General features: G+C 71.1%; 14 protein-coding genes. 8 read left to right on the forward strand and 6 right to left on the reverse strand.

What is annotated here, in order from left to right; genetic code table 11:
• The first annotated feature begins 79 nt into the window (after nucleotides 1-79).
• The 3 genes from OHA89_RS17055 to OHA89_RS17065 are packed head-to-tail and all read left to right on the forward strand — an operon-like array spanning nucleotide 80 to nucleotide 2,070.
• Nucleotides 80-949, forward strand: a complete 870-nt coding sequence (locus OHA89_RS17055) for a S8 family serine peptidase (RefSeq protein ID WP_257554983.1) — start codon at nucleotides 80-82, stop codon at nucleotides 947-949.
• Nucleotides 946-1,164, forward strand: coding sequence for a hypothetical protein (locus OHA89_RS17060; protein ID WP_406366550.1), 219 nt, complete (start codon nucleotides 946-948; stop codon nucleotides 1,162-1,164). Before OHA89_RS17055 ends, OHA89_RS17060 begins: the two co-directional genes overlap by 4 nt.
• 24 nt (nucleotides 1,165-1,188) lie before the next feature.
• On the forward strand, nucleotides 1,189-2,070 hold the full coding sequence (locus OHA89_RS17065; RefSeq protein WP_266608450.1) for a hypothetical protein: 882 nt from the start codon (nucleotides 1,189-1,191) through the stop codon (nucleotides 2,068-2,070).
• Nucleotides 2,071-2,465: 395 nt separating this feature from the next.
• On the opposite strand, the gene OHA89_RS17070 is transcribed toward OHA89_RS17065, so the two are convergent.
• On the reverse strand, nucleotides 2,466-2,828 hold the full coding sequence (locus tag OHA89_RS17070) for a hypothetical protein (protein ID WP_406366552.1): 363 nt from the start codon (nucleotides 2,826-2,828) through the stop codon (nucleotides 2,466-2,468).
• A gap of 258 nt (nucleotides 2,829-3,086) precedes the next feature.
• Complete coding sequence (locus OHA89_RS17075) at nucleotides 3,087-4,289, reverse strand: RNA-guided endonuclease InsQ/TnpB family protein (protein ID WP_406366553.1); 1,203 nt, start codon at nucleotides 4,287-4,289, stop codon at nucleotides 3,087-3,089.
• Nucleotides 4,290-4,548: 259 nt separating this feature from the next.
• On the opposite strand from OHA89_RS17075, the gene OHA89_RS17080 reads away from it, so the two are divergent.
• The gene (locus tag OHA89_RS17080) at nucleotides 4,549-4,935 is read left to right on the forward strand and encodes a YafY family protein (RefSeq protein ID WP_266608452.1); all 387 of its coding nucleotides are present in this window, start codon (nucleotides 4,549-4,551) and stop codon (nucleotides 4,933-4,935) included.
• Here OHA89_RS17080 and OHA89_RS17085 read toward each other — a convergent pair.
• Nucleotides 4,925-6,268, reverse strand: a complete 1,344-nt coding sequence (locus OHA89_RS17085) for a hypothetical protein (RefSeq protein ID WP_406366556.1) — start codon at nucleotides 6,266-6,268, stop codon at nucleotides 4,925-4,927. The two genes, OHA89_RS17080 and OHA89_RS17085, sit on opposite strands and share 11 nt — an antisense overlap.
• Nucleotides 6,269-6,402: 134 nt before the next feature.
• On the opposite strand from OHA89_RS17085, the gene OHA89_RS17090 reads away from it, so the two are divergent.
• The 3 genes from OHA89_RS17090 to OHA89_RS17100 are packed head-to-tail and all read left to right on the forward strand — an operon-like array spanning nucleotide 6,403 to nucleotide 7,177.
• Entirely contained in the window at nucleotides 6,403-6,558 is a 156-nt protein-coding gene (locus OHA89_RS17090) for a hypothetical protein (protein ID WP_266608456.1), read from the forward strand.
• Nucleotides 6,551-6,760, forward strand: a complete 210-nt coding sequence (locus OHA89_RS17095; RefSeq protein ID WP_266608458.1) for a hypothetical protein — start codon at nucleotides 6,551-6,553, stop codon at nucleotides 6,758-6,760. The genes OHA89_RS17090 and OHA89_RS17095 overlap by 8 nt, the downstream gene beginning before the upstream one ends.
• A gap of 30 nt (nucleotides 6,761-6,790) precedes the next feature.
• On the forward strand, nucleotides 6,791-7,177 hold the full coding sequence (locus tag OHA89_RS17100) for a nuclear transport factor 2 family protein (RefSeq protein ID WP_266608460.1): 387 nt from the start codon (nucleotides 6,791-6,793) through the stop codon (nucleotides 7,175-7,177).
• Nucleotides 7,178-7,181: 4 nt separating this feature from the next.
• Here OHA89_RS17100 and OHA89_RS17105 read toward each other — a convergent pair whose 3' ends face one another.
• The 3 genes from OHA89_RS17105 to OHA89_RS17115 form a co-directional block, all read right to left on the reverse strand.
• Nucleotides 7,182-7,538, reverse strand: a complete 357-nt coding sequence (locus OHA89_RS17105; RefSeq protein WP_266608462.1) for a DUF1801 domain-containing protein — start codon at nucleotides 7,536-7,538, stop codon at nucleotides 7,182-7,184.
• Nucleotides 7,538-8,479, reverse strand: a complete 942-nt coding sequence (locus OHA89_RS17110; RefSeq protein ID WP_266608464.1) for a DMT family transporter — start codon at nucleotides 8,477-8,479, stop codon at nucleotides 7,538-7,540. Before OHA89_RS17110 ends, OHA89_RS17105 begins: the two co-directional genes overlap by 1 nt.
• A 78-nt stretch (nucleotides 8,480-8,557) precedes the next feature.
• Nucleotides 8,558-11,389, reverse strand: coding sequence for an FAD-binding and (Fe-S)-binding domain-containing protein (locus OHA89_RS17115; RefSeq protein ID WP_406366557.1), 2,832 nt, complete (start codon nucleotides 11,387-11,389; stop codon nucleotides 8,558-8,560).
• A gap of 93 nt (nucleotides 11,390-11,482) precedes the next feature.
• Between OHA89_RS17115 and serC the strand changes: the two genes are divergently transcribed.
• Nucleotides 11,483-12,604 carry a phosphoserine transaminase gene (gene serC / locus OHA89_RS17120; protein ID WP_406366558.1) on the forward strand — a complete coding sequence of 374 codons (1,122 nt, stop codon included), beginning with the start codon at nucleotides 11,483-11,485 and terminating at the stop codon, nucleotides 12,602-12,604.
• Nucleotides 12,605-12,608: the final 4 nt, after the last annotated feature.

Consider the following 12,608-nt stretch of genomic DNA (forward strand, 5'->3'; position numbering starts at 1 on the left):
CAAAAGGGATAGATCGTGGCATGGTGGTGAGGTGAGGGTGAGGTAGCCCCTCGGTTGGGAGGTCTCCCCGATGGTCCCTTTGGATCTGGTCGGACTTACCTCGCTGATGAAGCTCACGAGCGGCGAGCGCGAGATCGCGATCGGGCTGCTCGACGGACCGGTCGCCATGGATCACCCCGCACTGACCGCCGAGAGCATCCGGCAGCTTCCCGGTGGCGGCCCCTGCTTCCTGCCCGGGAGTTCGGCATGCCGACACGGCACCTTCATCGCCGGCATCCTCGTGGCGCGCCGTGGCGGAGCGGCTCCGGCCATCTGCCCCGGTTGCACCGTGATCGCCCGTCCCGTCTTCGCCGAGACGACGTCTGACGGACAGCGGCTTCCGAGCGTGACGGCTCCGCGGCTGGCCGAGGCGATCTGCGCATGCGTCGATGCGGGTGCGCAGGTGCTGAACCTGAGTGCGGGGATGTCACAGCCCTCCACCAGGCAGGAGCGGGAACTGCACATGGCCCTGAACTACGCGGCCGGGCACGGCGCACTTGTGGTCGTGGCCGCGGGCAATCAGGGGACGCTGGGCAGCAGCGCGCTCACACGCCACCCCTGGGTGATCCCCGTCGTGGGGTACGGCATGGACGCGCAGCCCATGGCGCAGTCGAACCTCGGGAGCTCGATGGGCAAGCGAGGGCTGGGCGCACCGGGCGAGAACGTGACCAGCCTCAGCCCGAACGGAGGGCTGCAGACCCAGGACGGCACCAGCGTCGCGGCCGCGTTCGTGACCGGCGCCATCGCGTTGCTGTGGTCACGGTTCCCGAAGGCGAGCGTCTCGGAGATCAAGAGAGCCGTGACGGGCGGCCATGGGCCTCGGCGCACCAGCGTCGTCCCACCCCTGCTCGACGCCTGGAGGGCACATCAGACGTTGTCGGTCACACAGTCAGCGAGGGACACGCAATGAGCGAGCACGTGGAAACGCCTTCCGAAGAAGGACGCAGGAACCCGCACAAGGTGCGCCTTCCCGGATTCATCAACGACGAAGAGATCGGCCTCGGGGACGTCGTCCGAAGGGCGACGTCAGCCGTGGGGATCAAACCGTGCGGTGGTTGCACCGAGCGCGCCAGGCGGCTCAACGACTGGATGGTCTTCTCCCCCCAAGGTCCGGCCGATTCGTGAAGCAACGGTACGAGGAGGTTCGTCATGGCACAGGCACCAGAGCACGTGAGCACCCCTGACCAGCCCGCACCATCTCCCGCGGAGCCGCCCGCGAACCGATGTCCTTCGGCCGGGTCGGCCGCCGGCCCGCCGGCGCCGCCTTCGTACGTCTACGCGGTCGGCCAGGTGGAGCCACGGTTTCCGGGCCTTGCGGCGGAGAAGGAATTCGCGCAGGCGACGGGCCGGATCGAGACCGCGGGTCAGACCGACCGGCAGGCGCTTCGGTCCGTCCTGCAAGACCGGGGCGGCAGGTACCTCGCCCGCCAGATCTGCTGGGTGTTCACGGTCGAAGGGCTGGAGACCTACCTCCTGGCTCCTCGCGATCCCGCCGATTTCGATCTCCTGGTGGAGGCCGTGCGGCCTGAACCCGGCACACATGACGTGGACGTGGTCGTGGGCATGCGCGGCCCCAACGCCCCGCCGGACAAGTGCAACGGGCTGATGGTTCCCGTCGTGGCGTTCGACCAGCTGTACTCGTTCGATCGCGACGCCCTCATCCGTGAGATCCCACGACCGCAGGATCAACCGGAGGAGAAGTTCCACGCCACCGCTGCCGAGCTCTTCGACAGGATCGGTCAGGTGGCGGACAACGCGGGGGCGACCGACGGGCACCGGGCCCTCAACTACCTGGCGGTTCGCTATCACGCGATCTACACCAGGGCGGCCGAATCCCACGCCGCGGAATCATCTCTCAGTGGGGTGGAGGTCCGGCCCTCGCGCCTGAGTGGCGCACGGAACATAGTGGACGTCATCTTCTCCTACACGCATCGGCGCACCGATACGACCGAGAAGTACTTCGTCCGCGTGGACGTGACCGAGGAATTCCCCTTCCTGGTCACCAAACTCTCGCCGTTCTACGAGCGATGACGCAGGTCCGATCCTCACCTGCAGTGATGGAGGCAAAGATGACGAATCCAGGATTCTCTGCAGTAGCAACGCTCGACCGGAGATCGCCACTTCTCCGCAACCCTCGGCTCGAGGTTCGGTGGGCCGATGGAGAAGGCGGCATCGTTCCGCAGTCGTACCCGGCTCAATGCGCGAGCGCGGCGGGATACAGCAAGGCCGAATGCTATGGCGTGGTCAACGTGTGCGAGGACTGCTGCCAGCGATATGACTTCGGGTCGGGTTATCACGAAGTCTGCGGCACCCCGTACGTCTGCGGAGCGTGCTTCGGCCTCCCCTTCTAGACACCACCAAGGGCTACGCCCAGGAGTACGCCCGCCCCGCCAGTCCCCCGTGGCCGGCGGGGCGGGCGTACGGTCTCAGGGACGACGGGTGAAGTCCATCGTCCAGTTGTGGATCCAGCTGGTGCCCTCGTCCAGCGAGAAGAACTGCTCCCAGCGCGGCGACTCCCCCGCCGCCGTCCCCGACCACACGAACCGCACGCGGACCGTCTTCCCGTCGTGCGTGTCCTTCCCCTGGAAGACCCCGCGCCCGCCGTCGCCGTCGAACCGGCCGACGACGGGCGGGAACAGGACGCCGGTGCGGCGGCTCGACCAGTACAGCGACCACTCCTCGCGCTCACGGTCGAAGAGCCGCAGCGTCAGACCGCCGAACCCCTTCGTCGGGAAGTCGATCTCGTCGAAGCTGGCGCCGCCGTCGAAGTGGCGGGAGGCGTGGGACACGGCCGGGAACTCCTCCCACTCGCTGTCCGCGTCGAGGAAGTCGGCGCGCCAGCGGTTAAGACTCCGTACCTCGAGCAGATCGCCGACGCCGTGTGGCGGGGCCGGGTGAAACGGCTCCTCGCCCCCTGCGGCCTGGCCCTGAAGGCGGGCGGCCGCTGGTACCGGGTCGCGGGCCCGGACGGCGCCGGGACGTTCCGGGCGGGTAGACCAGATCCTGTCGTTGAATCCTCCCCCTCATGAATGAGGGGGATTCCTACCTCACGCTGCCCGACGGACCGACGGTCCGCCAGGTCTTCCACGATCAGCGGTAGCCGGGGTGAAACCAGCCCGGACGAGCATCACACGCGCGGAGTTCTTGTCTCTCGGGGAGACAGCTCCGCACGCGGTGCACGTGTACGTTCGTTCCGACAGCGGGAGTGCGTGCTTGGTTCTCGCTCCGCACCGTCCGCAGTCCATGGTGGTGTGCGCCGGATGCACGAGCCGCAGGTCACGACCGTGCTTGCGCGCCATGTTGATCAGTTCGTGCTTGGTGGTGGAGATCGCCGCGTCCGCCGCCTTGCGGGCCATCGTCGACTTGGCGAGAAACTTGGGGCGGAAGTCCTCCACCGCGAGCCGGTCGAAGTCCGTCACGACCTTCTTGGCCCACCTGCGGGCGGTGTCCTGGCGCTGGCGGGCGATCTTCTTGTGAGCCTTCGCGGCCTGCCGCTTCGCCTTCCGATAGCCCTGCGAAGCAGCCCGCCCACGCTTCGGCTTCCGCCGGGCCATCATCCGCTGGTACCCCGCCAGCTCCCCAGCCGCCTTCCTCCCGTGCCCGGGGTGCGGGAGGTCGTGTTCGTCGCTGGTGGTGGTCGCGGTCTCCCTCACACCCCAGTCGACACCGATCACCGCACCCGTCCCGGGGAGCGGCTGCGATGGACCCTGGACGACGAAGGAAGCGTGCCAGTGCCCAAGACTGTCCCGGTAGACACGCACGCTCGACGGATCGGCTGGCAACTCCCGCGACCACACCACCGACAGGACGATGCCCCCAGCCAGGTGCAGGCGGCCGTGTTTCAGCCGGAACCCACGCCGGGTGTAGTTCAGCGTCGGATCAGCGACAGCCTTCTTCTTGAACCGGGGCATCCCCGCCCGCCGCCGCACCGGCAACCGCGCCTCGACGTCCTTCAACGCCTTGCCACGGGACGTCGCGAAGTCCCGGATGACCTGCTGCTGCGGCACACTCCCACCCGCGCGCAGCCACTCATTCTGACCACGCCATCCGGTCAGCATCCTGTCGAGACCGGCAGGCCCGCACTTCTCCTTGGCCTTGTGCGCCGCCCGCGACGTGGCAACGCACTGGTTCCACACCCACCGGCACCGGTCCCACTCCAACAGCAGAGCCGAACGGGCCGTAGACGACAGACGCAGCCGGTAGGTGTACCGGGCGCGCCCGGCCTCCCCCGCCTCCGCCAATGCCGTCATGACGCCAACGTAGAACCGAAGCCCATTCCACTCACCAGAACGCCGACACGCCACCCGAACGAGCGACCGACCACCCCCGCACAGGCCGCCGACCCCCCAACCTCAGAAACCCTCAACCCGCCGCCACAGACTGCCCCCAACACGCCCGCGACGGACGCCGATCCGCTCGGAGACGCTCAGCTACCCCTACCCCTACCCCGCTACACGGGGAGCCGGATCCCTCCCCAGACTGAAGGCCGGCGCATCCTCCGGTTAACCGGTGACGGATACGACGCAGACCGCGGAACTCCCCCAGGGCTTCGACCTGGCGACGCACTGGCGCCAGACCCAGGCGGACTTCCACGCCCGGCTGTACCCGGAGGAGGCGGAGGTACGCCTCTCCGCGCACGCCGCGGCCCGGCTGACGGGAGCCCAGTCCCGCGCCCTGACCGCCACCGGCCACCCGGACCCGGAGATCCCCGGCTGGACCCGCGCAACCCTCCCGATCGAGTCCCACACCCAGGCGGAATCCCAGTTCCTGGCGCTGGGGACGGAAGCCGAAGTCCTCTCCCCACCGGCCCTGCGCACCCGCATCCAGACCACCCTGGCGTCGATGACGACCCGCTACGCCCCGGACGGCGACGCGCGTCTTGACCTCAGCCCTTGAGGACACCGACGTGGTGGGCCCGGTCCTGCAGGGCTCGTACGGCCCGGACCGTGCCATAGGAGCGGAGCCGTAGGTTCATGACCTCGAAGTGCTCATCACCCCGCGCAGACGAGAGCACCTCGTACTCGTCCAGGAACCGGCCCCACGAATCGCACGCGGCCTCCACGTACCCGATGGACAGTTGACGCTGGGCGAGAAGCCCGTACGCGTGCAGCCGGCCCTGCCGCTCGTTCGCGGGCTGGACCCGGATCGACTCCCGCAGGGTCCGCACCGAACCGGGCACGTCCTTGGTCTCGTTCTGCACGTGAGCGACATGGAACAGATAGGCGGTCCGGTCGTACCCACCGATCGACTCCCGGCGGTCGTCGGCGCGCGCGAGCGCATCCTCCGCTTCCCGGAGCCGGGTGAAGGCCTGCCTCTTGTCCCCCACCATCGCCGCGCCGTGCGCCTGCTGCCCCCGCAGGAAGGCCACGAGCCGCGGCCCGGCCACCGGAGCCGCCTCCGCCGCGGAGTCGGCGAGCTCCAGCGCGCGCCGGCCGTAGCCGAGGTTGGACGCTTGGAGAGACATACCTCGCAAGGTCCGGCAGTAGGTGACGTGCTCCTCCGCCTCCCCGGCCAGCTTCAGCGCGGACAGGTAGTAGTCCTGACCCAGCCGGTGCTGCCGCTCGTACATCGCCATCCACCCCGTGAGATACACGAGGTCGGAGGCCGCAGCCAGCATGCTGCGTCGTACCGGGGCAGCCGCCTCGGCCTTCAGCCAGGGCCCCACCGTGTTCACGAGAAAGGCCGCCGCCATGGGCCGGGCGTGCCCGGCCCCGAGCTCGTCGAGGATGTCCGCGATCCGGTCCGTCATCGCGTGCACCGTGGCAACCTGCGCCTGACCCACCCGCGTTGTCGCCTTCCCGGGCCTCACGGGCTCGGGCCCGTCGGCCCGGGCCAGGCCCGGGAACAGGGGAATGGCAAGCGCAGCGGAGAACACACCTGCGGCGATCACACGCCGCCTGGATGGATCCATGTCGGCCCTCCCGAGGTCTACGAGGTCCCGGACAGCGTCCGCCTCATCGTCACCGCCCGGCGGCGTGAGCCCCGCTTCGGCGTAGGTGACCGGCCGTGCCAGCTTCCGCTCGAACGCCTCGATGATCAGGGCTCTGACCTGCGGCCGAGGCTGGTGACCGGCGATCCACTGGGATACGGCGGGCTGACCGTACTTGAGGGCGAGCCCCGCCTCCGCGCCGACGCGATTGACGATCGACGCGAACTGGCTTCTGGACCATCCGGCCTGCTCAAGGAGCGTCGCCAGACCGGCGTTGGGTGTGCGTGAGCGTTGCGCCATGAGCAACTCCCGACAGGTGCATGGCTTGCATGCTTCTCCGACCCCCCAACGGTACCCGCGGAGAGGTTGCGCGCGGTTACCTCTTCACAACGAGCAGTGATCCACGGCACGTTACGTGCTCTCAGGGAGTGCCCATGTGCAACCGAATCATCCACAGCTGCGCCCACGGCGTGCACGGCATCGACCTCCCGGACACCCCCTGGCCCGAGCCCAGCCAGGAGCTCCTGGAACGCGCGCTCGTCGGCTGGGAGCGCTTCATCTGCACCATCCAGGAGCCGTCCGATGACTGAGCGGTACGAGTACCTGCCTCATCGGCTGCTGCGCCGGCGCGTGCGCGATGTCGCGTCCGGCGTCGAAGGGGAGCTGATGGCCGTGATCCACGAGGACGTCTCGGACTCCGTCCACCGGCACTGGATGGAGCTGGCCTACATCCGAACCGCGTCCGGCCGGGAGTTCGCCACTGCCGTCGGTAACGTCGTACCGGCCGGATGACAGCCGCTCGCCGTGGGCGAGGATGCCTGCATGGGCATGGAAACAGACGAGGTGGGCGAAGCGATCGCGGGCGAGTTGCGCCTGATGGACCCCAGCGTGCGCATGTCCCGGTCGCTGGCCCGGGAGCTCCTCGACCCGGACTTCGTGGAGGTCGGCGCCTCGGGCCGGCGCTGGACGTACGAGGAAATGCTCGCCGCACTGCCCGAGCTCGACGGGGCAGCGGAAGACGGCCCGCGCTATGAGCCTTCGGAGATGGCCGGTGTCCTGCTGGCGCCCGGGCTGGTGCATCTGACCTACGAGACCACCATCGCCGGACGCCGCGCACGACGCAGTTCGCTCTGGCGCAAGCAGAGCGCGGGCTCGACCTGGCAGATGTACTACCACCAGGCCACACCGGTCCCGCCTGGGGCCACGTAGCCGGTCAGCAGACCTTTCCCGGGGCCGCCGAGGCCGTTGCGCGGAGGAGGTCGCGGAGGAGGTCGAAGTCGACCTTGGCCGGGTTGCGGAAGCGGAGGCAGGCCTTGCCCATGTCGTGGGCCGCCAGGCGGTCCGCGAAGGCGTCGCGGACGTCCGTGCGCAGCAGGTAGAAGGAGATGTACTGCTTCTGGTTCGCCCAGGCGATCTCCCCGACCGGCTCGCCCGGCCGGACGTACGCCGGCATCCCGTACGCGATGACCTCCTCGAAGCCCGGCAGTTCCGCCAGGCACAGCTCCCGCAGGCGGGTGAGGGCCTCGCGGCGGGCTTCCGGGACGGCGGCCAGGTAGGTGACGGCGTCCATCAGGCGGCCTGCTTCCGGGTCTGGGAGCGGACCGCTCCGATGCTGGCCGCGATCACCAGCGCGATGGCCAGGGCGTCCATGGCGGACATGGCCTGGTTCAGGACGAGGAACCCGGCGGCGGCCGCGATGGCCGGTTCCAGGCTCATCAGGATCGCGAAGGTCGGGGCCGGGAGCCGCCGCAGGGCCAGCAGTTCCAGGGTGTAGGGCAGCACGGAGGACAGGACCGCCACGCCCAGGCCCAGCGCGAGGGTGCTCGGCTCCAGCAGCTCGGAGCCGGCTTCGACGATGCCCAGCGGCAGCGACAGGACCGCGGCCACCGCCATCGCCAGGGCCAGGCCGTCCGCCTGCGGGAAGCGGCGGCCCGTACGCGCGCTGAACACGATGTACGCCGCCCACATCACTCCGGCGCCGATCGCGTACGCCGCGCCCACCAGGTCGAGACCGCCGAAGCCGCCCCCGCCGTGGCTGGACAGCAGCACGACACCGGCCAGGGCGAGACCCGCCCAGAGCAGGTTCACCAGACGCCGGGAGACGATCACGGAGAGGGCCAGCGGGCCGAGCACCTCCAGGGTGACGGCCGGGCCGAGCGGGATGCGGTCGATGGCCTGGTAGAAGAGGCCGTTCATGCCCGCCATGGTCACGCCGAAGGCGACCACCGTGCCCCAGTCGGCACGGACGTAGCCGCGCACCTTGGGGCGGCACAGGAGCAGCAGCACGATCGCGGCGGCCGCGAGGCGCAGCGTGACCACGCCCGCCGCCCCCACCCGCGGCATGATCATGACCGCGAGGGCGGCACCGAACTGCACCGAGATACCGGCCGAGATCACCAGCGCGAGCGGCCCGAAGCGGGATCCCCCGGCGGGGACCCCGGCGGGGACCGCGGCGGCGGGGGGTGCGGTGGTGGCGCTGGTGGCCGTCGGGGGCGAGGAGGGTGCGGGCATCTGTCCAGATTAGTGGGTCGTAAGGAGTGTTGCCACGTCTCTCGCCTTACACACCGTCATACGCGCCGTTGTCCCGTCTCACCCGCCGTCCAGTCCCTCGGCCAGGAGTTCTGCCAGGTGGCGGGCCCGGACTCCGCCCAGCTGGGCGATCTGGGTGCGGCAGGAGAACCCGTCGGCCTGGACCACGGCGTCCCGCGGAGCCGCGCGCAGCGACGGGAGCAGCTGCTCCTGCGCGCACGCCACCGACACCTCGTGGTGGCCCGGCTCGAAGCCGAAGTTCCCGGCCAGGCCGCAGCAGCCGCCGCTGAGCTCGCCGGTGAGCCCGGCCCGCTCCCGCAGCCGCCGGTCGGCGGCGTCGCCGAGCACCGCGTGCTGATGGCAATGGGTCTGCCCGGTCACCGGCCGGTCGAGGCGGGGCGGCTGCCAGTGCGGCGCGTGCTCCTCCAGGGTCTCGGCGAAGGTGCGGACGGCTGCCGCCAGCTGCCGGGCCCGGGGGTCGCCGGGGAGCAGGGCGGGCAGGTCGGTGCGCAGGGCCGCGGCGCAGCTGGGTTCCAGGACCACGACGGGGCCGTGGACCTCGCCGATGGCGTCCAGGGTGCGGTGGAGGACCTTGCGGGCGCGGTCGAGGCGGCCGGTGGAGACGTAGGTCAGTGCGCAGCACACCTGGCCCGTGGGGACGGTGACGGTGAGGCCTGCGGCCTCCAGGACCCGGACGGCCGCGTGGCCGACTTCCGGGGTCAGGTACTCCGTGAACGTGTCCGGCCAAAGGGTGACGGTGGGCGGCGGGGTGGGGCCCTGCGGGCGGCCTTCCCCACCCCGCCCCTTCCCGAAACTGGAGGCTCCGCCCCCAGACCCCCGCGCCTCAATCTCCCCCAGACTCCGTCCGGGGGGACCCCCAGGCGAGGCTGGAGGGTGCCGGAGCGAGGCCGGAAGGACGCGCGTGAACGGCTCGCGTGCCAGTTCCGGCAAGGCCCGTTCCCTGGCCAGGCCCGGGACGCGGACCAACCGCGCCAGCACGTTCGCCACCCGCGCCCCGCGCAGGCGGGCGATCAGGCGGAGCCAGTCCGGCAGGCCTCCCAGGGCATAGTGCGCGAGCGGGCGGACGCGGCCCGCCCAGTGGTGGTGCAGGAACTCCGCCTTGTAAGAGGCCATGTCCACGCCCACCGGGCAGTCGCTGAGGCACCCCTTGCAGCCCAGGCACAGGTCCAGCGCCTCGGCGACCTCCGCCGAGCGCCAGCCGTCCCGTACGACCTCCCCCGCCAGCATCTCGTGCAGCAGCCGGGCCCGGCCCCGCGTGGAGTGCCGCTCCTCTCCCGTGGCCCGGTACGACGGGCACATCACCCCCGGCCCGCCGGCGTCCGCCGAACGGCACTTCGCGACGCCCACGCACCGGGCCACGTCCCCCGCGAAGGACGTCTGCGGCAGGACCGCGAAGCGGAGGTTCTCGTCGAGGCGCGCCGGCCGGACCAGCATCCCCGGGTTCATCCCGCCCGCCGGGTCCCACACGTCCTTGTACGCGCCGAACAGCCGCACCACCTCGTCCCCGTACATCCTCGGCAGCAGCTCCGCCCGCGCCTGCCCGTCCCCGTGCTCCCCGGACAGCGAGCCCCCGTGCGCCACCACCAGATCCGCCATGTCGGACGAGAAGGCCCGGAAGCGGGCGACGCCTTCCGCCGACACCAGGTCGAAGTCGATCCGTACGTGCACGCAGCCCTCGCCGAAGTGCCCGTACGGGGATCCGCGCAGCCCGTGCGCCGCCAGCAGGGCGCGGAACTCCCGCAGGTACGCCCCCAGCCGGGCCGGCGGCACCGCGCAGTCCTCCCACCCGGGCCAGGCCATGTCCCCTCCCGGCATCCGCGTCGCCGTGCCCGCCGCGTCCTCCCGGATCCGCCACAGCGCCCGCTGCCCCGCCGGGTCGGTGACCAGCACCGCGTCGAGCGCGTCGGCGCCCCGTACGAGCTCCCGCGCCGCGCCCTCGTCCCGCATCTCCACAAACAGCCAGGCCCCGCCCCTCGGCAGTCCCACGGCCCCGCGCACCAGGTCCTGCGCCATCCCCTCCACCGTGAGCGGCCGGTACGGCAGCAGCCCGGCGGCCGCGTCCGCCGCCGCGCTCTCGTCCCCGTACCCCAGGACCACCAGCACCGGCGCGGGCGGCAGTTCCACCAGGCGCACCACCGCCTCGGTGACCACCCCGAGCGTGCCCTCGCTCCCGCAGAACGCCCGCGCGAGCTGCACACCCCGCTCGGGCAGCAGCGCGTCCAGTCCCCCGTAACCGGAGATCCGCCGGGAGAAGCCGCCCGCCATCCCGGTGCGCAGCACCGCCAGGTTCCCCTCGACCAGCTCCCGCAGGCCCCGCGGCGCCCCCGGCCAGCCCGTCCCGATCCGGTGGACCGTGCCCCCGTACGCCGTCACCGCCAGCTCGGCCACGTTGTCCGCGGTGGTCCCCCAGGCCACCGAGTGGGCCCCGCACGCGTTGTTGCCGATCATGCCGCCGAGGGTGCAGCGGGAGTGCGTGGAGGGGTCCGGGCCGAAGGTCAGGCCGTACGGGCGCACCGCCTCCCGCAGCCGGTCCAGGACCAGCCCGGGCTGCACGACGGCGGTGCGCGCGGCCGGGTCCACGGAGACCAGGGCGTTCATGTGCCGGGTGAGGTCGAGCACCACGCCCACCCCCGTGGCCTGGCCGGCGATGGAGGTCCCGCCACCGCGCGGGACGACCGGGACCCCGGCCCCGGCGCACACGCGCAGCGCGGCCGCCACGTCGTCGGCGTCGCGCGGGCTGACCACGCCGACCGGCACGCGCCGGTAGTTCGAGGCGTCCATGGTCACCAGCGCCCGGGCCGCGGCACCGAAGTCCACCTCCCCGCGCAGCTCCGCCCGCAAGGTCCGTTCGAGTTCCCCGGGTGTCGTCACGGCGTCAACCCTGCCACCGTCCCGGTCTCACGGTGCGTCTCATCGGGTGGACGCGCTGCCGAAGCGCGGACCAGGACCGGATACGCTCCGCTCGTGGCTGAGATCCAGATTCCCGCTGACATCAAGCCCGCCGACGGACGCTTCGGCGCGGGCCCCTCCAAGGTGCGGACCGAGGCGCTGGACGCCCTCGCCGCCACCGGTACCTCCCTGCTCGGAACCTCACACCGCCAGGCCCCGGTCAAGAACCTGGTCGGCTCGGTCCGCCAGGGCATCCGGGACCTCTTCTCCCTCCCCGAGGGCTACGAGGTGATCCTGGGCAACGGCGGCTCCACCGCCTTCTGGGACATCGCGACCGCCGGTCTGATCGAGCGGAAGTCCCAGCACCTCACCTTCGGCGAGTTCTCCTCGAAGTTCGCCACGGCCGCGAAGCTCGCGCCGTGGCTGGACGCGCCGTCCGTGATCTCCTCCGAGCCGGGCACGCACCCCGAGCCGGTGGCCGAGGCGGGCGTGGACGTGTACGCGTACACCCACAACGAGACCTCGACGGGTGTCGCGGCGCCCATCAAGCGCGTCGCGGGCGCGGACGCCGGTTCGCTCGTCCTGGTGGACGCGACCTCGGGCGCCGGCGGTCTGCCGGTGGACATCACCGAGACCGACGTCTACTACTTCGCCCCGCAGAAGTCCTTCGCCTCGGACGGCGGCCTGTGGCTGGCCGCGTTCTCCCCCGCCGCCCTGGAGCGCGCCGCGCGCGTGCACGCCTCCGGCAGCCGGCACATCCCGGAGTTCTTCTCCCTGCCGACGGCGATCGACAACTCGCTGAAGAACCAGACGTACAACACCCCGGCGCTGTCCACCCTCTTCCTGCTGAACGAGCAGCTGGAGTGGATGAACAGCCAGGGCGGTCTGGAGTTCACGACCGGGCGTACGGCGGCCAGCGCGCGCAACCTGTACGGCTGGGCCAAGGCCTCGAAGTACGCGAACCCGTTCGTCGTGGACGCCGACAAGCGCTCCGCCGTCATCGGCACGATCGACTTCTCGGACGACATCGACGCTGCGGCCATCGCCAAGGTGCTGCGCGCCAACGGGATCGTGGACACCGAGCCGTACCGCAAGCTCGGCCGCAACCAGCTCCGCATCGCGATGTTCCCGGCGATCGACCCGGCGGACGTGCAGGCGCTGACCGCGTGCATCGACCACGTGATCGAGAAGCTCTAAGAAT

Source organism: Streptomyces sp. NBC_01546, from assembly GCF_045208355.1.
Classification (GTDB): Bacteria; Actinomycetota; Actinomycetes; order Streptomycetales; family Streptomycetaceae; genus Streptomyces.

Excerpts from the sequence above, each read along its gene's own strand:
- OHA89_RS17060 (WP_406366550.1), top strand. The coding sequence starts at position 946 with ATGAGCGAGCACGTGGAAACGCCTTCCGAAGAAGGACGCAGGAACCCG.
- OHA89_RS17065 (WP_266608450.1), top strand. The coding sequence starts at position 1,189 with ATGGCACAGGCACCAGAGCACGTGAGCACCCCTGACCAGCCCGCACCA.
- OHA89_RS17075 (WP_406366553.1), bottom strand. The coding sequence starts at position 4,289 with ATGACGGCATTGGCGGAGGCGGGGGAGGCCGGGCGCGCCCGGTACACC.
- OHA89_RS17085 (WP_406366556.1), bottom strand. The coding sequence starts at position 6,268 with ATGGCGCAACGCTCACGCACACCCAACGCCGGTCTGGCGACGCTCCTT.
- OHA89_RS17090 (WP_266608456.1), top strand. The coding sequence starts at position 6,403 with ATGTGCAACCGAATCATCCACAGCTGCGCCCACGGCGTGCACGGCATC.
- OHA89_RS17095 (WP_266608458.1), top strand. The coding sequence starts at position 6,551 with ATGACTGAGCGGTACGAGTACCTGCCTCATCGGCTGCTGCGCCGGCGC.
- OHA89_RS17100 (WP_266608460.1), top strand. The coding sequence starts at position 6,791 with ATGGGCATGGAAACAGACGAGGTGGGCGAAGCGATCGCGGGCGAGTTG.
- OHA89_RS17105 (WP_266608462.1), bottom strand. The coding sequence starts at position 7,538 with ATGGACGCCGTCACCTACCTGGCCGCCGTCCCGGAAGCCCGCCGCGAG.
- OHA89_RS17110 (WP_266608464.1), bottom strand. The coding sequence starts at position 8,479 with ATGCCCGCACCCTCCTCGCCCCCGACGGCCACCAGCGCCACCACCGCA.